Source organism: Marinagarivorans cellulosilyticus (assembly GCF_021655555.1).
Taxonomy (GTDB): Bacteria; Pseudomonadota; Gammaproteobacteria; order Pseudomonadales; family Cellvibrionaceae; genus Marinagarivorans; species Marinagarivorans cellulosilyticus.
Genome location: NZ_AP023086.1, coordinates 3,852,538 through 3,874,216, shown reverse-complemented (window position 1 = coordinate 3,874,216; position 21,679 = coordinate 3,852,538). Strand labels below are relative to the sequence as shown.

Below are 21,679 nucleotides of genomic sequence, written 5' to 3'. Positions count from 1 at the left end.
AAAACCCTTGAATCGTTTTTTCCCGCCCCCATTAACAGCTGCACTGAAAATACTCTTTAAGCTGAATTCGTTTAGGTGAATTTGGCAATTTTTGAAACGGCTGGTTAGGAGATGCAATCGTGAGCCAAGATCATTCGCAAACACAAACAAATGAAGCGGAAACTTTAGAAGATGATCACGTCGAGCTGAGCTCTGTTGATGCGCAAGAGCCTGCAACGGCGGATGTGGCTGCGTTGCAGGCTGAAATCGAAACTTTAAAAGAAGAAGTTGCCAATGCGCAGGAGCAAGTGCTAAGGGCGTCTGCTGAAATGCAAAACGCCCGCCGCCGCGCTCAGCAAGATGTTGAAAAAGCGCATAAGTTTGCCTTGGATAAATTTGTTGGCGATATGCTACCGGTGGCCGACAACTTAGAGCGCGCACTTGAAGCCGCTAACGGCCAGCAAGGCAGTTTTGAGGCTATTGTCGAAGGTGTAGAGTTGACTTTGAAGTCGATGACTGATGGCCTTAAGCGCCACAATGTGGAAGCAGTTGATCCTGCTGGCGAGCCGTTTGACCCGCAATTACATCAAGCGATGTCCATGGTGCCGGACCCCAATGTAGAGCCAAACACGGTGATTAATGTTTTCCAGCGCGGCTACACCTTGAATGGCCGTTTGGTGCGCCCAGCCATGGTTGTTGTCAGCAAAGCTGAATAAAAACCTCAATCAGCGGTTGAAATACCGGCAATCGCGCCAATATAGCAAGCATGCAATGGCGTCGCCGGTTTCGGAAAAGGCCAAAGGCGTAGATCGTACGGGTAATTAATAGCTATCAATACGATACATCTCTAAAGAAAGTTTAAAACACAGTTTAATTTTTAACGCTGTAATACAGCGCTAAAGCAAGATCAGGCGAAGGCCTAAGAGGAGCACATTATGGGTAAGATTATTGGCATCGACTTGGGGACAACCAACTCATGCGTTTCTGTTTTAGAAAGCGGTAAGCCAAAGGTTATTGAGAATGCGGAAGGCGATCGTACTACACCATCGATTGTTGCGTTTGCTGAAGATGGCGAAGTACTGGTCGGCCAGAGCGCCAAGCGCCAAGCGGTTACCAACCCTAATAACACTTTATTTGCCGTTAAGCGTTTGATCGGTCGCAAGTTTACCGATGATGTTGTACAGAAAGATATCTCCATGGTGCCTTATAAAATTATTGGCGCGGACAATGGCGATGCATGGGTAGAAATCAAAGGCGATAAAAAAGCACCACCACAAATTTCAGCTGAAGTTTTGAAAAAAATGAAAAAAACAGCTGAAGATTATTTGGGTGAAACAGTGACCGAAGCGGTTATTACTGTTCCTGCTTATTTTAATGACTCGCAACGCCAAGCGACTAAAGATGCTGGCAAGATTGCAGGTCTAGACGTTAAGCGCATTATTAACGAGCCAACGGCCGCCGCTTTAGCTTATGGTATGGACAAAGCTGAAGGTGACCGCACAATTGCCGTTTATGACTTGGGTGGTGGTACTTTTGATATTTCAATCATTGAAATCGCTGATGTCGATGGCGAGCATCAGTTCGAAGTACTAGCGACTAACGGCGACACCTTTTTGGGTGGTGAAGATTTCGACTTGCGCTTAATTGAATATTTGGCGGCAGAATTCAAAAGCAGCAACGGTATCGATTTGCACAACGATCCATTAGCGTTGCAGCGCTTAAAAGAAGCGGCAGAGAAAGCCAAAATTGAGCTTTCTTCTAGCCAGCAAACAGAAGTAAACCTGCCGTACATCACCGCAGATGCAACCGGCCCTAAGCATTTGGTTGTTAAGTTGACTCGCTCAAAATTAGAGTCATTAGTTGAAGAGCTTGTGAAACGCTCGCTTGAGCCGCTGAAAACTGCATTGGCTGATGCGGATCTTTCTGCTAGCGAAATTGACGATGTTATTTTGGTGGGCGGCCAAACCCGCATGCCTTTAGTGCAAAAATACGTAACAGAGTTTTTTGGTAAAGAGCCACGTAAAGATGTGAACCCAGATGAAGCGGTTGCTATGGGTGCTGCGATTCAAGGTGCTGTACTTTCTGGTGATGTAAAAGACGTATTGCTGCTTGATGTAACGCCTTTAACGTTGGGTATTGAAACAATGGGCGGCGTAGCAACGCCGTTAATTGATAAAAACACCACCATCCCAACTAAGAAGTCGCAAACATTCTCGACTGCTGATGATAACCAAACTGCGGTAACCATTCATGTTGTACAGGGTGAGCGCAAGCAAGCATCGGGCAACAAGTCTTTGGGTCGTTTTGATTTGGCCGATATTCCACCGGCTCCACGTGGTATGCCGCAAATTGAAGTGACTTTTGATATCGATGCCAACGGTATTTTGAATGTTTCTGCTAAAGACAAAGCGACCGGCAAAGAGCAGTCGATTGTTATTAAGGCTTCATCAGGTCTAAGTGATGGTGAAATCGACAAGATGGTTCAGGATGCAGAAGCTAACGCTGAAGCCGATCGCAAGTTCGAAGAAGTTGTTACTAGCCGCAACACCCTAGAAGGCTTGATTCACGCGACTAAGAAAACACTAGAAGAAGCTGGTGATAAAGCGACAGATGATGAAAAAGCCGCAATTAATGCCGCCATCACTGAAGCTGAAGAAGCTGTTAAAGGTGAAGATAAAGAGAAAATGGAAGCGGCAACTAAGAAATTGACTGACGCTTCTGGCACCTTGGCGCAAAAACTTTATGCCGAGCAACAAGATGCTGCTGGTAAGGCTGGCGCTGCTGAGGGCGCTGAAGACGCTGGCAATGCTGCTGATGACGGCGTTGTTGATGCTGAATTTGAAGAAGTTAAAGACGAGAAGTAATTAAAAGCCCTGCATTGCGGGGCTTTTAACATTTGCGGGCTGGCGTATTGCTGGCCCGTTTTAAATTTTAAAAGCAGGGCTGCGCTCTGCTTTCCTTATATTTAACCGTAGGCAAGATAGTTAGACATGTCGAAGCGAGATTATTACGAAGTGCTAGGCGTTGCAAAAGGCGTCGACGAGAAAGAGCTGAAAAAAGCTTATCGCCGCATAGCAATGAAATGCCATCCCGATAGAAACCCTGGTGATGCCGAGGCCGAAGAGCAATTCAAAGAAGCCAGTGAAGCTTATGAAGTGTTGTCGGATTCTCGCAAGCGCAGCGCTTACGATCAGTATGGCCATGCTGGTGTTGACGGCGCAGCAGGCGGCGGGGGCTACGGCGGCGGTAATGGTAACTTCAGTGATATTTTTGGTGACGTTTTTGGCGATATATTCGGCGGAGGTGGCGGTGGCCGTCGCGGCGGGCCAGCGCGAGGCTCAGACTTACGCTACACACTCGATCTTGGCTTAGAAGAGGCCGTTAAAGGGACCAGTGTAAAAATTAAAGTGCCAACCTTGGTGAGTTGTAAGCCTTGTTCTGGTTCGGGCGCTAAGCCTGGCACGCAACCTAAAACTTGTAGTACCTGTGGCGGTGTTGGCCAAGTGCGAATGCAGCAGGGCTTTTTTCAGGTTCAACAGACTTGCCCAACTTGTCGTGGTAAAGGGAAGGAGATCGGCGACCCTTGTGGCTCTTGTCATGGCCAAGGTCGTGTAGAAGAAACTAAAACCTTAAGTGTTAAAGTGCCACCCGGCGTTGATACTGGTGACCGAATTCGATTGTCAGGTGAGGGTGAAGCGGGTACTGATGGCGGTCCGGCAGGGGATCTTTATGTTCAGGTTTCGGTTAATGAGCATGAGTTTTTCCAGCGCGATGGTAAAAATCTTTACTGTGAAGTCCCTATTAGCATTTTTGATGCTTGCTTGGGTGGCGAGCTTGAGGTGCCTACGCTTGATGGTCGTGTTAAATTAAAAGTGCCTGCTGAAACGCAAACTGGCAAACTGTTCCGCTTGCGCGGCAAAGGCGTCACTCCTGTGCGCGGCGGCAGTGCAGGCGACTTGCTGTGTCGCGTTGTGTTAGAAACGCCGGTCAGCTTAACGGGTAAGCAAAAAGAGTTATTGCAAGAATTGAAAGGCTCTATGGAAGGCACGAAGCACTCACCAAAACAATCGAGTTGGTTTGAGGGAATGAAGAACTTTTTTGGTGACATGAAGCTGTAAATGATTCTATAAATTAAGAGCCCGCAATGATTAAATGCCTTGCGGGTTTTTTTGTTTTTGTGGGGGGATAATGCGGGCAATTATTAATACGTTTCTAAAGGGTTTAGTTTTTGCCTTGCCGTTGGTAGTCACTTTTGGCTTGTTGTATTGGTTGTTTGTTAAGGCTGAAGGGCTGCTAGAGATACCTTTGCAATGGGTATTGCCAGAGGGTGCTTATGTTACGGGCATGGGGCTTGTCTCGGCTATTGTGCTGATTTTTATGCTCGGTGTGCTTGTGCAAACCTATATAACAAAGCATATATTCCGTTTGTTTGGTGAGTTAATGGCGCATACGCCGCTGGTTAAAACGCTCTATACAACAGCTCGCGATTTTATGGAGTTGGTGGCTGGTGATAAAGATAAAGCAATGCAAGGCGTAGTGGTAATCACGCTAGATAGCGATATTCGCTTAATGGGTTTTGTGACCAACGATGATGTTGACCTGGGTGAGCATGAAGGTTTAATTGCGGTGTACTTGCCGATGAGTTACCAAGTTGGCGGTTATACTCTGCTAGTGCCGGCTGAGCGCTGCGAGCGAATTAATATGCCAGTGAAAAAGGCGATGCAGCAGGTATTAACTGCGCACGTCGTGCGCAAAGACCAAGCTCGAAGTAATCCCAAAGTATAAATATTGTAGAAATAGATAAGAGAGAGTTTATGACAACGCGTATTGCGGTTGCTGGTGCGAATGGGCGCATGGGCAAAATTATAGTTGAGGCCGCAGCAGCGGCGGATAATGCAGCATTAAGTGTTGCCACTGTGCGAGCTGGGAGCTCTTTGCTGGGTGTTGATGCTGGCGAGTTGGCAGGTATTGGCAAAGTGAGCTTGTCGACTGTTGCCAGCCTTGAGGATTGTATTAGTGAATTTGATGTTCTTATCGACTTTACCTTGCCGGACGCTACCTTAGCCAACGCGGCTATATGTGCTAAACATGGCAAAGGCATGGTTATCGGCACAACAGGTTTTACGGCGGCGCAGAAAGACGAGCTGCTAGCCTACCAGGCTAAAATACCGCTTTGTTTGGCGTCTAATTTCAGCACCGGCGTTAACTTGTGTTTTAAATTGCTTGATGTTGCAGCGCGCGTGCTGGGTGATGATGTGGATATCGAAGTTTATGAGGCGCACCACCGCCATAAGCTGGATGCGCCATCGGGCACAGCTTTAAGTATGGGCGAAGTGCTTGCCAATGCGACTGGTCGAGATTTAGATTCGGTAGCTGTATATGGGCGCGAAGGGCAAACAGGTGAGCGTGATCGCAAAACCATTGGTTTTGCTACGGTGAGAGGCGGCGATATTGTCGGTGATCACACGGTAAGCTTTTTGGCTGATGGGGAGCGAGTGGAAATTACCCATAAAGCTACAAGCCGCATGGCATTTGGGCGCGGTGCTGTTCGGGCGGCTACTTGGATTAATGAGCAATCAGCAGGCTTATTTGATATGCAGGATGTACTGAAGCTGCGTTAATGTTGGTGCGTCATTGAAGGGGAGGGAGTGTTGCAGCTTTATCGGCCGCAACACTCCTTATTCTTGTTGCTAATGTTCTAGGTTATACAGGCATTGGTGTGTTTAACAGGGCTGCTAATAGTGCGCCCAGCACCACAAGTGCCCCCGCAATCATGCCGTAATTTACTTTGCGAGGATCTTTATTTTTGCTTGGTTGCTCGGTGATTTCGTCGTCGCGATAAATAAATTCAATACGACCAAATTGAATGTTATCGCCATTCTTTAATGTTGCTTCGGCGTTAAATTTGCCATTAATGAGCATGCCGTTGGTTGTGCGAGTAGTACGAATTTTATAGCCGGCATCCGTTAGTTCGATATGTGCGTGAATCAAGTCGATCGCTTCTTCACTGAGTTGCATGTCGGTATTGCTTGCGCGGCCAATTGTCCATGTCTTTTTAGCGTCAGTTGCGGCGAGTAGGTAGCACTTACCCCTAATTGGCGCTGTCTGCGCCAATAATCTAGGTCCGCTGCCAAGGTTGACCTCAGTGGTGCTGCGTTTGGTTGGTGGTTTTAAGGCTGCTGGCTCTTCAACCTCAGGTTCGCTTTCTGCTGGCGCCAAGTCGTTTTCTTGGGTCACCTCTTGCGTGGTTTCAAGTGGCTCTTCTGGCGCGAATGCGTGTTCTTGACTAGTTTGCGCTACATCTATTTGCTCTTCTTCCGAGAGTGATTCATCGGTTAAAGCGGCAATTTCTTTTTCGAGTTCTGCAAGTTCGTCTTTGTCTGAAACCGGTGCAGCTTGCCGGCTGGAAATAGGAGTCACTACCGCGCGCCTTAGCTCGCCATTTTCGTTTAAGCTGGCGGGGGTGCCATCACTGTGTTTTGGGGTGAATATTAATGGCTTGGCGGTTGTTGTTTCGCTTGTTGTTTGTTTATTGCGGTTGGCAATAAACTCTTCCCAGTCGGGGTTTAGGCCAGATTCTTCAGACTCTTTAAAAGACTGCAAGCGTGCTTTGGCGCGCTCTTCTAAAGCGCGGGTTGCCTCAACAACATCTTGGTTTGAAAAAGGCATCTCAGGCATTGGGCTTGCTTTGGGCAGCGGGGTACCAAAGCCAAAAGTATCTTCAAGGTTGATATCTTCGACTGGAGCATCTTCTTGGCTTAGGCTTACGGCTTCAACTGTGAACTTAACACCATCAAAGTTGATTTCATCACTCAAGGTGACCCACGCGCCGGTGCCAATGCGGCAACCGTTAAGGTAGGTATTATTTTTGGAGTTTAAATCTTCGAGAAATAGCCCATCTTCGCTAGCGCTGACTTTTGCGTGGTATCGCCGAATTTGTGGATCTTGCAGGCGAATCGTGCAATCAAGCTCTCTGCCGATCAGTACTTCATCTACCAGCGGATAGGTTGTCCCTGTCGCTTTGCTTGTGAGTTGGAACTCTGATGATGTCGCTTGAGGAATGTTTATTTCGTCGATGGTCACGCCAGTACCCGTTGGTTGTTTCGTGTGAGATTGAAACGTTTTCAGTGTTTTCAATTAGACCATAAAGTGGCGCGCGAGTCATTTGTGCGATGCGAAGATTTTGGTTGTTATTTGAACGAATCGGCGAAATAACCCATAAACTGGCCGTTCATTAACGCATATCTGAACCGAGTCACACAATGGTCTGTTTCGAGTGGATACTTTAAGCGCACTTCAAATTTGAAGTGCGCTTGCACGGCTTTAGCGAGCAGCCAGCTCTTTATGAGCGTTTACAGTTGCTAGGCGAACTTGGTTTGGTGCCGTGCCGCCAATATGGTCGCGTGCAGCTACCGAGCCTTCTAAGGTTAATACATCGAAGACATCTTGCGTTATTTCTGCGGAAAATTGCTGTAGCTCAGCCAGTGTCATTTCAGAAAGGTCACGGCCTTGCTCGATACCAAATGCAACAGATTTACCAACAATTTCATGGGCGTCACGAAACGCAATGCCCTTGCGAACAAGGTAGTCGGCTAAGTCAGTCGCGGTAGCAAACCCACGCATAGCGGCATTGCGCATACTGTCTTTTTTGGGCGTGATGGCGGGGATCATATCGGCAAAGGCGCGCAAGCAATCGCGCACAGTATCAACTGTGTCGAACAAAGGCTCTTTATCTTCTTGGTTGTCTTTGTTGTAGGCAAGTGGCTGTGATTTCATTAGCGTTAAGAGTGAGACCAAATGGCCATTCACGCGCCCTGTTTTGCCGCGCACTAACTCTGGCACATCGGGGTTTTTCTTTTGGGGCATGATGGACGAGCCCGTGCAAAAGCGATCGGGCAGGTCGATAAAGTCAAATTGGGCAGAGGTCCATAAAATAAGCTCTTCACTCATGCGTGACATATGTGTCAATAATATCGCCGCAAAGCCGCAAAATTCGATGGCAAAATCGCGATCTGATACCGAGTCTAGAGAGTTGCGCGTAGGCGCGCTAAAGCCTAGCAGTTCAGCGGTTAGTTCGCGGTTGATGGGGTAGGTGGTTCCGGCCAGTGCAGCGGCTCCTAATGGTGAATAATTCATGCGCTTGCGGCAGCCCATTAGGCGGCCAAAGTCGCGACTTAGCATTTCATACCAAGCCATTAGGTGGTGGCCAAAAGTCACGGGTTGTGCCGTTTGCAGGTGCGTAAAGCCCGGCATGATGGTATCGGCTTCTCGCTCGGCAAGACCTACTATGCCTTGTTGGAGGCGGGTGAGTTCGTGGGCGATAACGTCGATTTCATCGCGTAAGTATAAACGGATGTCTGTGGCGACTTGGTCGTTTCGAGAGCGCCCAGTATGCAGTTTTTTGCCTGTAATGCCGATGCGCCGAGTAAGCTCGCTTTCGATGTTCATATGCACATCTTCTAATGCAATGCTCCACTCAAACTTACCGGCAGCAATATCTTGGGCGATATCGTTAAGCGTGGTGATAATAAGGTTTTTTTCGTCTTCGGATAATACACCTGCGCTGGCTAGCATTGTGGCGTGCGCAATCGAGCCTTGAATATCTTGTTTGGCAAAGCGTTGGTCAAACATTACGGATGCTGTAAAGCGCTGGACGAAGGCGTCAGTCGCCTCGCTAAAGCGTCCGCCCCACTGGCTATTCGTGTTTTGATCGGGGTTATTTGATGTGTTGTCGCTCATATGTATTCTCGGGTTCGCTGTTGCGGGTTAATCATGGCCATATGCATAAGTGCCTTATGGGCGCTAAACTGCACTGAGTTGCTATAAAAAGTTGGCGCATTATAAACGAGTCGGAACAGACAACAAAAAATGACAGACAATTCCTTCAATATTGTGCGGCAAGAAGACTTCTTGCCTGATTTGTGTACTGGGCAGGCGGTGTTTCACCTCGTTATTGTGGGTGAGCTTTTAGCTATAGCGCTCACTATGGCTGGCGCTTCGGTGGGTGGTTTAAGCTGGTATCGTTTTGGCTTGGTCTCGATGATGGTGCTATGGGTGGTGCTCGCCAGTGCGGCCTGTTTATGCCCGTTGCGGCGCTGGTTTAGAAGGCAAACGCCCGAGTTGTCCGGAGCTGTCAGCTATGTGATTGTGTTGTGTATTACGGCGGCCTTTACGGCTATTGGGGTTGTTGTGCAAGCTAATGGTCGCGAGGAGGAGTGGTATCTAGTGTTGTGCAATACCATTATCGCTGCCGTATTTGCAGGCGTGGTTTTGCGCTACTTTTATCTGCAGCAGCAGCTGCGCAATCAGCAAAATGCAGAGCTGCAATCGCGAATTCAGGCATTGCAGTCGCGTATTCGGCCCCACTTCTTATTTAATAGTATGAATTCAATTGCAAGCTTGATTGAAATAGATCCACAGCTTGCCGAGCGAACAATAGAAGATTTATCAGACCTTTTTAGGGCGAGCTTGAGTGAACCTGGGCTTGTGAGCATGGATAAAGAGCTGGATTTATGCCGTAGATTTAGCCGGATCGAAGAGCTAAGGCTTGGTGACCGTTTGGAGGTGAAATGGAATATCTCCGGTGACGTTGCTTCGGTTGTGGTGCCAAGCTTGTTATTGCAGCCGCTTATTGAAAATGCGATTTACCATGGCGTCCAGCCACTTCAAGAAGGCGGGGTAGTGGATGTCGATGTTCATATTATGGGGGGCGATGTGCAGTTGGCGGTATCAAATCCATTGCCGCTTGAGCCACCCAGTGGCCGGAAAACACAAGGTAACGGCATCGCAATGGATAATATGAAACGCAGATTAGAGGCCTACTACGGCCCTAAAGCGCGTATTTTTATTGTTGCGCAGGCCGGTAGGTTTAGTGTGCAGCTTCAGTTTCCGGCGGCGGTAGAGAAAAAAAGTACTAATGCCGAAGGCTAGGCTAGACTATAAGTAACTAGAGTGCATGCAGCTCGCTGTAGCATGTAGAAATTGTGTTTTGAAAGGATTGGGTGTCACTTGAAACAAGTATTAGTCGTTGATGATGAGCTGCTCGCTCGCCAGCGTGCGATGCGAATGATTGAGCGAATTGATGGATACGAGGTAATTGGTGAGGCAGGCAATGGCCAAGCTGCGCTGACAGCAATTAACGATCTCGATCCAGATATAGTGCTTATGGATATACGCATGCCAGGGGAGGACGGGCTAAGTGCTGCGCGCAGTATATCGACTCTAGATGAGCCTCCTGCTGTTATTTTCTGTACCGCGTATGACGAATACGCTTTAGAAGCGTTTGATACTTTAGCTGTGGGGTACCTGCTTAAGCCATTAAGGCAAGATCAGCTTGAGCTGGCATTGGCTAAAGCCAGCCGCATTAATAAGGTTCAAAAAGCGCGTTTAAAAGAACCAAACCCCAATCAGCGCAAGAATATTGCGGCAAAAACGCGGCGCGGTGTTGAATTGGTGCCTATCGAAGATATCTACTGTTTTATGGCAGACCAAAAGTACGTAACCATCATGCACCATGGTGGCGATACGCTCATTGACGACACGCTAAAAGAGCTTGAAGACGAGTTTGAAAGCACTTTTGTACGGGTGCATCGCAATGCGTTGGTGGCGGTAAAGAATATTGAAAAACTTGAGCGTTTATCTTCTGGTCAGTACGAACTGAAGCTGAAAGGCGTTGAATTCAAGCCCGTGGTAAGTCGCAGGCACGTGGCGGCAGTAAGAGAGCTATTAAGTAGTCTTTAATACCTCTCTTACTGCTTACTTACGATTCATTCACTAAACTGCGTGGCATATAAAGAGGCGTAATAGCCGCCTTTTTCCAGTAACGTCTTGTGATTACCTACCTCTGTTATCTCTCCATTTTGCATTGCAACAATTACGTCGGCATTTTCGATGGTCGATAACCTGTGAGCAATCACAATGGTTGTTCTGCCTTCCTGCAGCGTTTCTAGCGCCTCTTGTATAAGTTTTTCTGATTCATTGTCTAGCGCTGATGTTGCTTCGTCCAAGACAAGAATAGGGGCGTCCTTGTAAAGTGCGCGTGCCACAGCAAGGCGTTGGCGTTGCCCACCAGAAAGCCTGTCACCGGCTTCACCAATAGATGTTTCAAAACCTTGGGTTTGCTGTTCGATAAAGTCGAAGGCGTTGGCACTTTTGGCGGCGGCTATTAGTCCATCTTTATCAAGTTGTACATCCTCACCGTATGCAATGTTAGCTGCGATTGTATCGTTGAAGAGCGTTGTTTGCTGGTTAACGAAGGCAATTTGAGAGCGAAGGCTACTAAGTGCAATTTCGCTAATGGGTTGGCCGTCAATTAAAATTGCGCCGGATTCAGGTTCGTAAAAACGCAGCAGCAAGCTGACTAAGGTGCTTTTACCGCTGCCTGATTGGCCGACGAGAGCAACGGTTTGGCCTGGCTCGATTGTAAGGTTGATATTGTTTACCGCGCGTTTATCGCCATAACTAAAGCTAACCTGGTTAAAGCTTACACTGCCGCCGGATACGCTGAGTTTTTTGTTGCTTTGATCTTGGCTTTGTTCTTTTGCCATATCTAAAACTTCGAAGATAGTTTCGCTTGCGGCTAGCCCTTTTTGTATGGTTTCGTTAACTGAGCTGAGTTGGCGAATGGGCTTTGCAATCATGCCGGCGGCAGTAAGGTAGGCGATGGCAGAGCCCGCTGAGTCTTGCCAAAAAAGTAAAATTAAAAACAGAATTAAGCCTAAGCTGCAAGCGATAACAATGTGATAAATAGGGCCTTGTAGCGAGGCGACTCGTTCGTACTTTGTGGCAAGGCGAGTGTTTTCGTTACTGGCCTTGTCGAAGCGCGCGCTTTCGTACTTTTGGCCGTTGTAACTTTTAACCAGTTTGTAACCTTGCAGTGCTTCATTGGTGACGTGGGTGATGTCCCCCATGGTTGTTTGCATGCGCCGGCTAAGCCTTCGGAAATAGCGTGATGCGATACTGACTAGCCCCGCAAGCAGTGGTGCCATCACAAGAAAGATTAACGTTAGCTTCCACTCGACATAAAACAAGTAGATAAGCAGGCCGACAACGGTAAATCCATCGCGTAGTGCGATTTTTACAGCGTTGGTGACAGAGCCTGTTACCTGGGCAATATTATAAATAACAAGCGATACTAGCTCGCCGCTATTTTTAGCATCATAGAAACTGCAAGGTAGCGCCAGCATGTGGGCAAACAGCTGCTTGCGCATATCGTTAACAACCCCAAGCCCAACGCGGCTGATAAAGAAGTTGCCGGCGAAAGCGCCAATTCCGTGCAGCATGCGCGCGGCGACAACGGCGATAGGGATCCAGATAATCATGTCTTTGTCGCGGGTGGTTAAGCCGTCAACAAAATATTCCATCATCTGCGCCATGGCGACTTCCATAGCCGCCATTACAGCAAAGCCGAAAAAGCAAATGACAAAAAAGAAACGGTAGGGGCGAGCGTAACCCAATAGCCTTTTGTATAGTGGCCAGCTCTCGGTCTTATCCTGCGTTGTCATTTGACGGTGTCTTTGTGCTGGTGCTGATGGACTCTTCCAATGCTTGCAGTTGTTTTTCTAGTGCTTCAACCTTGGCGCGTGTGCGTTGTAACACCGCAGTTTGTGCATCAAACTCTTCTCGTGATACCAAGTTGCATTTATTGATGGCGCCTTGCAAAAGAGTTTGAAGCTGTGGTGAGTTTAAGGGTTCGCTAAAGTTGGTGCGATTGAGCGCGTCGGATAATTCATTGGCGACTTGCTTAGCAATGCTTGCGAGCATAGGTGGGACCTCTCATTTGGAGTGGCGCAGTTTAACGGTACCGCGCGACGAATTAAACCATGCAAACTTAAGGCGTGGCTTTTAGGTTTTAAATTGAACTGCCATGGGGGTCTTAAGGTGGCAGTGGTTTCCTTGGGGCACTATGGTGTTGACGCCAAAAGCGGGGGCCTTAGGTTGGTTTGGCATGGGGTTAAGGTTCGCTAATGACGCGAAAATGTCAGCGGCATTTTCAACGGCGGCAGTAACCGGGTCGACTGTAATCATGGAACAGCGCTGGCAGTGGTCTATAAGTTTTATTTCCCCACCTGTAATTGTGAGTGACTTAATTTTGTGCTCGCTGAAAGCGGGTAGCCCAGATACCACTACATTGGGGCGGAAGCGCTCCATTGATAGCGCGGGTAACTGTTTGGTTTGTTTTAAGTGGTCATTCAATGCATCTAGGCTTGCTTGGTTAGTGACAAGTAACGGTGCGGCATCGGCAAAGTATGTCGTGTGATTGCCAAAGCGCTGGCGGTCTAACTCTCTTCGATAAGAGGGCTTACGTGCGACAAGCGATAATGTATATTTGGAGGGTAGCACCTTGTTAAGCCATTGGTTGATGTGGCTAGGGGCTAGTAGGGTTACTACCTCGCTACTCCACACTTTTGCAGGCGTCTCGTTATTGCACTCGCTTTTGGCGACTTCTACGCTCCCGTGTTCTTGATGACTTAAACGAATGCCTGTTTGGGTGAGGGCAACGTTTATGCGTGTCATGCTTGGTAATTTCCGTTGGCTGACAAACACCCCTTTTTCATCAATGACCATCCAGTGGCGATCGTTTGCTAAACCTTCGGGAGTGATTTCGCAGTTTTTTAACTGAATCCCGCGCATCGATTTTACAGGGTATATCCATAGCGCATCGATTGTGCCTTGCGTGCTCATTGGGAAGAGTGGTTGCGCTTGGGAATCAGCCATAAATGAGTGACTCTATAGGAAAAAAGCTTACCGCTTCGCCTTTGTTGAGGCTTTGATCTGCGGGGATTAAGGCAAGCCCTTGGCATTGCTGAAGGCTGCTTAATACACCACTGCTTTGGTTGCCGGCACTGATGACTTGGCCATTAACAATATTGGCCCTTAGGTATTCAGGGCGTTGTCGTGGTTTTTCAATTGAGAACCCCAGTGGCACTTGGAAGCTTGCGGTGCTGGGTGCGTTGGTGTTGCAAAGCGCATTCAGTAGAGGTTTAGCAAACAGTAAGAAAGTCACAAAAGCTGACACTGGATTGCCCGGCAACCCTAATATGGGCGTTTGATTGATAGTTGCCAGCATCATCGGTTTGCCGGGTTTTAGCTTGATTTTCCATTGCTCGAGCTGACCGAGACTGCTGATCGCTTGTTTTACATGGTCTTCTTCGCCGACTGACACACCGCCAAAGCTAATGACTAAATCACTATCCTTGGCGCTTTGATCAAAGGCGTTAATGGTTTCTGTCAGTGAATCCTCGACATGTAAGTATTTAATATTAATACACCCCCAAGAGGCCAGTAGTGATGATACGGCATAGAAATTGGAGTTATAAATCTGCCCTTGTGCTAGATCTTGGCCTAGCTCGATAATCTCGTTGCCAGTGCTAATAAGGGTGACGGTCAGCGGCCGCTGGGCCGGCACAGTTGTTAATCCTTGAGAGGCTAGCAGCCCAAGTAGGGCGGGCGTTATTTTGTCACCCTGCTTGGCGAGCTGCTGGCCTGCTGAAATATCTTGCCCTTGGGGGCGTATGTTGTCGCCGACGGTGTAGTTTTCTGACTGTAAGAATTGCACGCTATCAGCTAACGCTTTTGTGTTTTCCTGCATGACAACAGTGTCAGCCCCAGCGGGTAGCTCGGCGCCAGTAAATATCCTCGCGCAGCTATTAGCTGCTAACGGTTGGGGGGCTGCGCCGGCAGGAATTCTTTGGCATATAGGCAAAGGCGTGTTTTGGCGGAGGTCGGCAAGTCGCAGTGCATAGCCATCCATGGCACTATTATCAGCTGGTGGCACTGGATGCTGGGCAATTATATCTTGCGCTAAGCGGCGGTTTAATGCCGCGTTTAGCGGCACATGCTCTATGTGGAGTTCTAATGGTGGTGTTGCAGAAAGCTTGCTCTGCATCTGTTGTACGCTAATCACGTTTTATTTGGCCATAAAAATTGCAAGGCTTGGTTCGACTATCAATTTGCGGGCGAATAATTTGGCTAAACCCTAGCTCACAGGCGCCGGTTGAACCAGGAAGAGCAAAAATCAGGGTGCGGTTGGCTAAGCCTGCAAAAGCTCTGGACTGGATGGTTGAGGTGCCAATATCATCATGTGATAGCTGCCGAAATAATTCACCAAAGCCTTCAATGTGCTTGTCTAACAGAGGGCGAACCGCTTCGGGCGTGCTGTCTCTGCCTGCGAAGCCTGTGCCGCCGGTTGTGACTATCACTTGGGCTTGCTCGTTGGCGATCCATTCGCTAAGGGAGGCGCGCATTTGGTAAACATCATCTTTAATTAAGCGTCTATCAAAAACGTAGTGCCCCGCCTCCTCGGTTAGTTTCTGCAGCATGTTGCCGGATGTGTCGTTGTCGCGATTACGGGTATCGGAAATTGTCAAAACACAAACGTTTAACGGGTGGAATTGGCTGCTTGAGCTCATGCTAAATCCTCATTGTTGTTCCAGTAGATAACACGCTCGTCCAAGGCTGGGCGAGCACGCTCTTGCGGCGCCTGCGAAGGTGTACCGATGTAAATAAAGCCCGCAATTTGCTCGTTAGGTAGCATATTTAATAGCGTATCAACGGCTTTGTCGTAGCTGTACCATTCGGATAACCACTGGGCAGAAAAGCCTAAAGCGTGAGCGGCTATAAGTAAGTTTTGGCATGCCGCTCCTGCAGATAATGTTTGCTCCCACTGAGGGACTTTAGGGTGTTCCAGATTTGGGCTTGCAATAACCGCAATCACACAAGGCGCACGGCTTAATAGGCGGCTATTATGCGCTATCAGTGTTTCGCTGGCATCTGGGTTGTTTTGCTGGTAGATATTTTTCAGCTTATTGTCGAACTGTGTGCGGGCTTCGCCTGTAAAGACAATAAAGCGCCAAGGCCCGATTTTGCCGTGATCAGGTACTCGGTGCGCGGCTGCGAGTAGTTGCTCTATTTGCGCTGAGTTTGGGCCGGGAGCATTAAGGTCGGCAGCTTTTACTGAGCGCCGAGTGTGCAGTAGTTGGAGGGTGCTTTGGTTGACCTTGGTCATAAAATTGGCTCTTTGGTAATTCTACAGAGGTAAACGCATCGCTACTGGCTCGCCAAACATGGCGGTGCCTATGCTGTAGCTAAATAGGTTTGCAGTGTAATCAGGCTGGGATTCAACGGCTAGTACTGATTTACAAAGGATATCCGTTATAATTGCCGCCATTTTAAGTACCTCCTGATATTACTAGCTGGAATGACTATGACTGTACGCACTCGAATTGCCCCTTCACCAACCGGTGACCCCCATGTTGGCACTGCCTATATTGCTTTGTTTAACTATTGTTTTGCTCGTCAGCACGGCGGTCAGTTTTTGCTGCGTATAGAAGACACGGATCAGGCACGTTCGACTGCTGAGTCTGAGCAAGCGATTTTAGATTCCTTGCGTTGGTTAGGGCTGGATTGGGACGAAGGCCCAGATAATGGCGGTGACTTTGGCCCATATAGGCAAAGCGAGCGAGCTGAACTATACGCCCGCTATGTGGACGAGCTGCTCGAAAAAGGTCATGCGTTTAAGTGTTACCGAACCAGTGAAGAGCTTGATGCGCTTCGCACTGCACGACAAGAGGCAGGGGTGCATACGGCAATTAAGCCTAGCGACTTAATCTTGCCAGCAGAGGAGGTCGCTCTTCGCGAATCACAAGGGCAGCCTTATGTGGTAAGGATGATGGTGCCGGAGGAGGCAGGCCCTTGCCCGGTAACAGATATGTTGCGCGGTGAAGTTACTTTGGATTGGTCTCAGGTTGATGCCCAAATATTGCTGAAATCCGATGGTATGCCGACGTACCACCTTGCGAATGTTGTTGATGACCATCTAATGGGCATTACTCACGTTATTCGCGGAGAGGAGTGGATCAATTCTGCCCCTAAGCACATTTTGTTATATCAATACTTAGGTTGGGACACGCCTACGTTTTGTCATTTACCTCTTTTGCGCAACCCCGATAAATCCAAACTAAGCAAGCGAAAAAACCCTACCAGTATCCTTTATTACAAGCGCATGGGATATTTGCCTGAGGCGCTATTGAATTATTTAGGGCGCATGGGCTGGTCTATGCCGGATGAAAGTGAAAAATTCAGCCTTCAAGTGATGCAAGAAAACTTTGATATCCAGCGAGTATCTCTCGGTGGCCCCATTTTTGACTTAGAGAAGCTTAATTGGTTGAACGGCTTGTGGATTCGCGAAGATTTCGACGCAAAAGCGTTAGCCGATAGGCTGCAAGGGTGGGCATTAAATCGAGAAAACCTAGAGGCGGTATTGCCGCACGTGCAGCAGCGAATGAATACTTTGAGCGACTTCATGCCGCTTGTCGGTTTTATGCTGGCCGGCAATTTACCGTTAACCCAGGCTAACTTCGAGGCGCTTAAGCTTGATCAAGAAACGCAACTTAAGGTTCTGCAATTTAGCTTGTGGCAGCTAGAAACCTTAGGTGTTTGGGATAAGGAGGCTATTTTCCCAATATTAAAAACATTGGCCGATGGCATGGGTATCAAGATGAAGGACTTCGTTGCGCCCATTTTTGTTGCTGTTAGTGGAACTACGGCATCGTTCTCGGTAACTGACGCTATGGGTTTGCTTGGCTCCGATATGACTCGAGCGCGATTGCGACACAGTATTGATGTTTTAGGTGGTGTGGGTAAGAAAGTGGCCAAGCGTTTCGATAAAGAGTACCGTACACTGCTTAGTACACACTAGCGAATGGTCTACTAGCACTGTGTGTTCGCACAGTGCTATATTTGTCCTTAGCGCTGTGCCTTTAGGCGATAAGCGTTTTAAATGTCGATTCAAGAGGTTTTAACGATGGCAATGCTCACCAATGACGATGCTGATGTATTAGCGACTAAAGTGCGTGAGACCTATTGGCGCGGCAGAAGCTTTCCTGTCGACCCTATATCGGTCGGCCGCGCGATGGGGATTCGCATAGTGGATGCCGAGCTACCCGATGATGTTGCTGGCGCACTGCTCAAAAAAGTCGGTCAAGACCCTATTATTATGTTACACGGCGACGATTCTCCCAGCCGTAAGCGCTTTACGTGTAGTCATGAGCTGGGTCACTATGTTTATCGTCTAGAACGCGGCCATTTTGACGATCAAGCTATTGATTATGTCGACTACCGCAATGATATGTCTCGCCAAGGTACAGACCCAGAAGAGGTTAGTGCCAACCGCTTTGCAGCTGCGTTTTTAATGCCTATTGCCAAAGTTAAAGAAATGGCCGAAAAGAAAAATGCCAGTATTTATTCGCTGGCAGAATTTTTTGGTGTTTCGCTTTCTGCCATACGCTATCGCCTAGATGATTTGCAAATCACTTTAAAATGAATGACACAACTAAAGTGCTTGTAAAGCAGACGGCGGATGCCCTCTACAATAGCCAAAGCCCGTCGGACTTAGTTGATAGCTCGGCGCTTAGCCAGGATGAGCTAGACCAAGAATCCGATCGAAAACTTAAAAAGACCTACGCCTATTGGTTTGTTGGCATTCTTATTGGCCAGCTGGTGGTGATGAATATGGTATTCGTCGGCCATGGGTTGGGGTGGCTTAGCTTTGATGAATTAACGCTGCGTTTTTATACCACCAGTACAATTCTGGAGGTTTTTGGTGTTATTTTTATTATTGTTAACAATCTATTCCCCTCATCAAAAGCCGTTGTCTCTGACCGTAAAAGTCATCTCTAGCTTTACCTTGTGGCGTTAACTCAGTAAAGTGTCGCCATTGTCTTGTCGGGGTGCGCTGTTAAATTTAGCGCTGAGAGTAAACCCGTCGACCTGACCCGGTTAGTACCGGCGTAGGGAACGAGATCACTTCTAATCGCACTGTATGTGCGCCTTGATTGTGCCTAACCCTGCGTCGTATTTCTAAATTCAGCCCTCTTGGAGTTTGTGTGAGCAAACATTGTCCTGTCGTTTTGACGATTGCTGGTAGTGATTCCAGCGCCGGTGCTGGTATACAGGCCGATATTAAAACGTGCGGTGCGATGGGGGTGTTTGCTTGTTCGGTTGTGACGGCAGTGACGGCGCAATCACCTGGCAGCGTGCGTGGTATTTATCCGATGCCGGCAAGCTTGGTTATGGACCAAATCGAGGCTGCAATTTCGGCTTTTCCAGTTGCGGTTGTAAAACTAGGGATGCTGGGGAATTTGGCTACAGCCGAGGCTGTTGCTGATTTTTTGCAGCGTTCGAATTTGCCGGCCGTTATAGACCCGGTGTTAAAAGCTTCGGCGGGGGCTAATTTGTGCGCCGATAGCGCCGGCATTGATAGCGTGGTGGCTTTTTACCGAGAGCATTTAGTGCCATTGGCAACGTTAATTACCCCCAATTTGCAGGAGGCATCACTACTGTTGGGTGCGCCATTAGCGAATAGCCACTTGAGTTATGAGCAGCAAGCAAAAGAGCTGCAGATGCTTGGCTGTAGTGCCGCCTTACTTAAGGGTGGGCATAGTTTAGATCAGCGCTTGTGCACCGATTATCTTGCATATAGAGATGACGATTCGGGAGAGTGTTGTGTGCAGGCCTTTTCGGCAGCGCGCCTTCAAACCCCGCATGGGCACGGCACCGGCTGTACGCTGGCTAGTGCGATAGCCGCGGGCTTGGCGCAAGGTTTAACGCTGCGACAAGCCGTAGCTGCAGCAAAGAATTATTTACAGAATACCTTAATGAATGCCGAGCGCTTGGCGCTTGTGCCAAACAATGGGCCGCTGCATCACTTTGCCAGCTTTTGGTGAGTGTGTTGTGCGGTTTTATTGTGGCCATGGCGAAACAAATTGTCGTAAACAATACAGGTGACTTATGAGTGATACCCCTATGGATTTTTTAAGCGAAACGGCTAAGGTCGATGAAGCTTCTATTCAGCCTTTTCCCAATTCAACAAAAATCCACGTGGAAGGCTCGAGCTCTGATATTCGTGTACCAATGCGCGAAATTAGCTTGGCAGATACTGTTACGGACAGTGGTCGCGAGGTTAACCCTGCGGTACGCGTTTACGATACTTCGGGCCCGTATACTGATCCGAGCATTAGCATTGATGTGCGCAAGGGGGTGCCGGATATTCGCTCAAACTGGATTGAAGCTAGAAGCGATACCGAGGTTCTCGAAAAATATACCTCCGAGTTCACCAATGAGCGCCTAAATGATCCAGAGTTAGCAAAGCTGCGTTTTGACCTTAAGCATCGCCCGCTTCGCGCGAAAGCGGGTAAGAATGTTACTCAGTTGCACTATGCTCGCCAAGGCATCATTACGCCTGAAATGGAATATATCGCCATTAGAGAAAATATGGCGCGCGCGCAGGCTGCCGAGCAGGGCGTGTTAGAGTCGCAACATAAAGGGGAAAGCTACGGTGCTAGCATTCCCGATGAAATAACGCCGGAGTTTGTGCGTTCCGAAGTTGCGCGTGGTCGTGCGGTTATTCCTCTAAATATTAACCACCCCGAAGTTGAGCCAATGATTATCGGCCGGAACTTCCTTGTCAAAATTAACGGCAATATTGGTAATTCAGCGCTGGGCTCGTCGATTGAAGAAGAGGTTGAAAAACTCACTTGGGGCACGCGCTGGGGCGCCGATACCATTATGGATTTGTCGACGGGCAAGAATATTCACGAAACGCGTGAATGGATTGTTCGAAACTCTCATGTGCCTATCGGTACCGTGCCCATATACCAAGCGCTTGAAAAGGTTAACGGCGTTGCGGAGGATTTAACCTGGGAAATCTACCGTGATACGTTGATTGAGCAGTGTGAACAGGGTGTCGATTATTTCACCATTCACGCGGGTGTTTTGTTGCGCTACGTACCCTTAACAGCGAAGCGTGTGACGGGCATTGTGTCGCGTGGTGGCTCTATTATGGCTAAGTGGTGTTTAGCGCATCATAAAGAGAACTTCCTATATACCCATTTTGAAGATATTTGCGAAATCATGAAGCAATATGACGTTACCTTTTCGTTGGGTGATGGCTTGCGTCCAGGTTCTGTGGCTGATGCTAACGATGAGGCGCAGTTTGGAGAGCTCGAGACCTTGGGTGAGCTGACCAAGCTTGCTTGGAAGCACGATGTGCAGTGCTTTATTGAGGGGCCAGGGCATGTGCCAATGCACATGATTAAGGAAAATATGGATAAGCAAATTGAAGTGTGTCACGAGGCGCCGTTTTATACCTTAGGGCCTTTGACCACTGATATTGCACCGGGCTATGACCATATAACATCAGGCATTGGCGCTGCCATGATCGGTTGGTTCGGTTGTGCCATGCTGTGTTATGTCACGCCGAAAGAGCATCTTGGATTGCCCAATAAAGACGATGTAAAGGTCGGCATTATCACCTATAAATTAGCGGCTCATGCGGCCGATTTGGCAAAAGGGCACCCTGGCGCGCAATTGCGCGATGATGCTTTATCCAAGGCGCGCTTCGAATTCCGTTGGGAGGATCAATTCAATCTAGGTTTGGACCCTGATACTGCTCGCTCTTACCACGATGAGACTTTGCCTAAGGATTCTGCCAAGGTTGCACACTTTTGCTCCATGTGCGGGCCTAAGTTTTGCTCTATGAAAATATCTCAGGAAGTGCGTGATTATGCGGCTGAGCACGGTACCGACGTGACCGCAATTAGCGATGAACAGGTGGTACGTATGGTTGATGTTGAAGCAGAGATGCAAGCTAAAGCGAAAGAATTTCGCGAAGCCGGCAGCGAAATTTACAGTAAGGTTTAAC

General features: G+C 48.3%; 21 protein-coding genes and 1 riboswitch. Of the genes, 12 read left to right on the top strand and 9 right to left on the bottom strand.

The genetic code is table 11. The features are described 5' to 3' along the window. The first annotated feature begins 116 nt into the window (after window positions 1-116). The 5 genes from grpE (at window position 117) to dapB (ending at window position 5,600) form a co-directional block, all read left to right on the top strand. Window positions 117-695 (top strand): nucleotide exchange factor GrpE, encoded by a 579-nt coding sequence (gene grpE, locus MARGE09_RS15610; RefSeq protein ID WP_420828103.1) that lies wholly within the window; start codon window positions 117-119, stop codon window positions 693-695. Window positions 696-914: 219 nt separating this feature from the next. Next, window positions 915-2,843: a molecular chaperone DnaK gene (gene dnaK, locus MARGE09_RS15605; RefSeq protein WP_236983400.1), complete on the top strand. Its 1,929-nt coding sequence runs from the start codon at window positions 915-917 to the stop codon at window positions 2,841-2,843. Window positions 2,844-2,969: 126 nt separating this feature from the next. Then, window positions 2,970-4,097 carry a molecular chaperone DnaJ gene (gene dnaJ, locus MARGE09_RS15600; RefSeq protein WP_236983399.1) on the top strand — a complete coding sequence of 376 codons (1,128 nt, stop codon included), beginning with the start codon at window positions 2,970-2,972 and terminating at the stop codon, window positions 4,095-4,097. A 70-nt stretch (window positions 4,098-4,167) separates the two neighbouring features. Beyond that, entirely contained in the window at window positions 4,168-4,764 is a 597-nt protein-coding gene (locus MARGE09_RS15595; protein WP_236983397.1) for a DUF502 domain-containing protein, read from the top strand. A gap of 29 nt (window positions 4,765-4,793) precedes the next feature. Beyond that, a complete protein-coding gene (gene dapB / locus MARGE09_RS15590) occupies window positions 4,794-5,600 on the top strand; it encodes a 4-hydroxy-tetrahydrodipicolinate reductase (protein WP_236983395.1) in 807 nt (268 codons plus the stop codon). An 82-nt stretch (window positions 5,601-5,682) separates the two neighbouring features. Here dapB and MARGE09_RS15585 read toward each other — a convergent pair whose 3' ends face one another. Together MARGE09_RS15585 and argH are read right to left on the bottom strand one after the other, a co-directional pair. Next, window positions 5,683-7,062, bottom strand: coding sequence for an FHA domain-containing protein (locus MARGE09_RS15585; RefSeq protein ID WP_236983392.1), 1,380 nt, complete (start codon window positions 7,060-7,062; stop codon window positions 5,683-5,685). 240 nt (window positions 7,063-7,302) lie between these two features. Continuing rightward, window positions 7,303-8,718: an argininosuccinate lyase gene (gene argH / locus MARGE09_RS15580; RefSeq protein ID WP_236983387.1), complete on the bottom strand. Its 1,416-nt coding sequence runs from the start codon at window positions 8,716-8,718 to the stop codon at window positions 7,303-7,305. Between the two features lie 129 nt (window positions 8,719-8,847). Here argH and MARGE09_RS15575 point away from each other — a divergent pair, with 129 nt between their 5' ends. Continuing rightward, window positions 8,848-9,909, top strand: a complete 1,062-nt coding sequence (locus tag MARGE09_RS15575; RefSeq protein WP_236983384.1) for a sensor histidine kinase — start codon at window positions 8,848-8,850, stop codon at window positions 9,907-9,909. A gap of 78 nt (window positions 9,910-9,987) precedes the next feature. Continuing rightward, window positions 9,988-10,719 carry a LytR/AlgR family response regulator transcription factor gene (locus tag MARGE09_RS15570; RefSeq protein WP_255711672.1) on the top strand — a complete coding sequence of 244 codons (732 nt, stop codon included), beginning with the start codon at window positions 9,988-9,990 and terminating at the stop codon, window positions 10,717-10,719. Between the two features lie 26 nt (window positions 10,720-10,745). Here MARGE09_RS15570 and msbA read toward each other — a convergent pair whose 3' ends face one another. The 7 genes from msbA to MARGE09_RS15535 form a co-directional block, all read right to left on the bottom strand. After that, a complete protein-coding gene (gene msbA / locus MARGE09_RS15565) occupies window positions 10,746-12,482 on the bottom strand; it encodes a lipid A export permease/ATP-binding protein MsbA (RefSeq protein WP_236983382.1) in 1,737 nt (578 codons plus the stop codon). Beyond that, a complete protein-coding gene (locus tag MARGE09_RS15560; RefSeq protein ID WP_236983380.1) occupies window positions 12,466-12,741 on the bottom strand; it encodes an accessory factor UbiK family protein in 276 nt (91 codons plus the stop codon). Before MARGE09_RS15560 ends, msbA begins: the two co-directional genes overlap by 17 nt. A gap of 81 nt (window positions 12,742-12,822) precedes the next feature. Beyond that, entirely contained in the window at window positions 12,823-13,695 is an 873-nt protein-coding gene (locus MARGE09_RS15555; protein WP_236983369.1) for an MOSC domain-containing protein, read from the bottom strand. Further along, on the bottom strand, window positions 13,688-14,884 hold the full coding sequence (locus MARGE09_RS15550; protein WP_236983367.1) for a molybdopterin molybdotransferase MoeA: 1,197 nt from the start codon (window positions 14,882-14,884) through the stop codon (window positions 13,688-13,690). The genes MARGE09_RS15555 and MARGE09_RS15550 overlap by 8 nt, the downstream gene beginning before the upstream one ends. Next, window positions 14,877-15,389, bottom strand: a complete 513-nt coding sequence (moaB, locus tag MARGE09_RS15545) for a molybdenum cofactor biosynthesis protein B (RefSeq protein ID WP_236983365.1) — start codon at window positions 15,387-15,389, stop codon at window positions 14,877-14,879. The genes MARGE09_RS15550 and moaB overlap by 8 nt, the downstream gene beginning before the upstream one ends. Then, the gene (locus tag MARGE09_RS15540; RefSeq protein ID WP_236983364.1) at window positions 15,386-15,985 is read right to left on the bottom strand and encodes a nitroreductase family protein; all 600 of its coding nucleotides are present in this window, start codon (window positions 15,983-15,985) and stop codon (window positions 15,386-15,388) included. The genes moaB and MARGE09_RS15540 overlap by 4 nt, the downstream gene beginning before the upstream one ends. Window positions 15,986-16,006: 21 nt before the next feature. Further along, a complete protein-coding gene (locus tag MARGE09_RS15535) occupies window positions 16,007-16,147 on the bottom strand; it encodes a hypothetical protein (RefSeq protein ID WP_236983363.1) in 141 nt (46 codons plus the stop codon). Between the two features lie 36 nt (window positions 16,148-16,183). On the opposite strand from MARGE09_RS15535, the gene gltX reads away from it, so the two are divergent. The 5 genes from gltX (at window position 16,184) to thiC (ending at window position 21,678) form a co-directional block, all read left to right on the top strand. Further along, window positions 16,184-17,677 (top strand): glutamate--tRNA ligase, encoded by a 1,494-nt coding sequence (gene gltX, locus MARGE09_RS15530; RefSeq protein WP_236983362.1) that lies wholly within the window; start codon window positions 16,184-16,186, stop codon window positions 17,675-17,677. Window positions 17,678-17,758: 81 nt separating this feature from the next. Continuing rightward, the gene (locus tag MARGE09_RS15525) at window positions 17,759-18,301 is read left to right on the top strand and encodes an ImmA/IrrE family metallo-endopeptidase (RefSeq protein ID WP_236983361.1); all 543 of its coding nucleotides are present in this window, start codon (window positions 17,759-17,761) and stop codon (window positions 18,299-18,301) included. After that, window positions 18,298-18,657: a hypothetical protein gene (locus MARGE09_RS15520; protein WP_236983360.1), complete on the top strand. Its 360-nt coding sequence runs from the start codon at window positions 18,298-18,300 to the stop codon at window positions 18,655-18,657. Before MARGE09_RS15525 ends, MARGE09_RS15520 begins: the two co-directional genes overlap by 4 nt. A gap of 36 nt (window positions 18,658-18,693) precedes the next feature. Continuing rightward, window positions 18,694-18,791, top strand: a riboswitch (TPP riboswitch). Window positions 18,792-18,863: 72 nt separating this feature from the next. Next, on the top strand, window positions 18,864-19,703 hold the full coding sequence (thiD, locus tag MARGE09_RS15515) for a bifunctional hydroxymethylpyrimidine kinase/phosphomethylpyrimidine kinase (RefSeq protein WP_236983359.1): 840 nt from the start codon (window positions 18,864-18,866) through the stop codon (window positions 19,701-19,703). Window positions 19,704-19,767: 64 nt separating this feature from the next. Continuing rightward, window positions 19,768-21,678, top strand: a complete 1,911-nt coding sequence (gene thiC, locus MARGE09_RS15510; protein ID WP_275068726.1) for a phosphomethylpyrimidine synthase ThiC — start codon at window positions 19,768-19,770, stop codon at window positions 21,676-21,678. Window position 21,679 lies beyond the last annotated feature (1 nt).

Bases quoted from the DNA above. Each gene is read 5' to 3' on its own strand.
- msbA (WP_236983382.1), bottom strand. From the start codon at position 12,482: ATGACAACGCAGGATAAGACCGAGAGCTGGCCACTATACAAAAGGCTA.
- MARGE09_RS15560 (WP_236983380.1), bottom strand. From the start codon at position 12,741: ATGCTCGCAAGCATTGCTAAGCAAGTCGCCAATGAATTATCCGACGCG.
- thiC (WP_275068726.1), top strand. From the start codon at position 19,768: ATGAGTGATACCCCTATGGATTTTTTAAGCGAAACGGCTAAGGTCGAT.
- dapB (WP_236983395.1), top strand. From the start codon at position 4,794: ATGACAACGCGTATTGCGGTTGCTGGTGCGAATGGGCGCATGGGCAAA.
- dnaK (WP_236983400.1), top strand. From the start codon at position 915: ATGGGTAAGATTATTGGCATCGACTTGGGGACAACCAACTCATGCGTT.
- MARGE09_RS15520 (WP_236983360.1), top strand. From the start codon at position 18,298: ATGAATGACACAACTAAAGTGCTTGTAAAGCAGACGGCGGATGCCCTC.
- MARGE09_RS15525 (WP_236983361.1), top strand. From the start codon at position 17,759: ATGTCGATTCAAGAGGTTTTAACGATGGCAATGCTCACCAATGACGAT.
- moaB (WP_236983365.1), bottom strand. From the start codon at position 15,389: ATGAGCTCAAGCAGCCAATTCCACCCGTTAAACGTTTGTGTTTTGACA.
- MARGE09_RS15575 (WP_236983384.1), top strand. From the start codon at position 8,848: ATGACAGACAATTCCTTCAATATTGTGCGGCAAGAAGACTTCTTGCCT.
- MARGE09_RS15540 (WP_236983364.1), bottom strand. From the start codon at position 15,985: ATGACCAAGGTCAACCAAAGCACCCTCCAACTACTGCACACTCGGCGC.
- MARGE09_RS15595 (WP_236983397.1), top strand. From the start codon at position 4,168: ATGCGGGCAATTATTAATACGTTTCTAAAGGGTTTAGTTTTTGCCTTG.
- dnaJ (WP_236983399.1), top strand. From the start codon at position 2,970: ATGTCGAAGCGAGATTATTACGAAGTGCTAGGCGTTGCAAAAGGCGTC.
- MARGE09_RS15555 (WP_236983369.1), bottom strand. From the start codon at position 13,695: ATGGCTGATTCCCAAGCGCAACCACTCTTCCCAATGAGCACGCAAGGC.
- MARGE09_RS15535 (WP_236983363.1), bottom strand. From the start codon at position 16,147: ATGGCGGCAATTATAACGGATATCCTTTGTAAATCAGTACTAGCCGTT.
- gltX (WP_236983362.1), top strand. From the start codon at position 16,184: ATGACTGTACGCACTCGAATTGCCCCTTCACCAACCGGTGACCCCCAT.
- argH (WP_236983387.1), bottom strand. From the start codon at position 8,718: ATGAGCGACAACACATCAAATAACCCCGATCAAAACACGAATAGCCAG.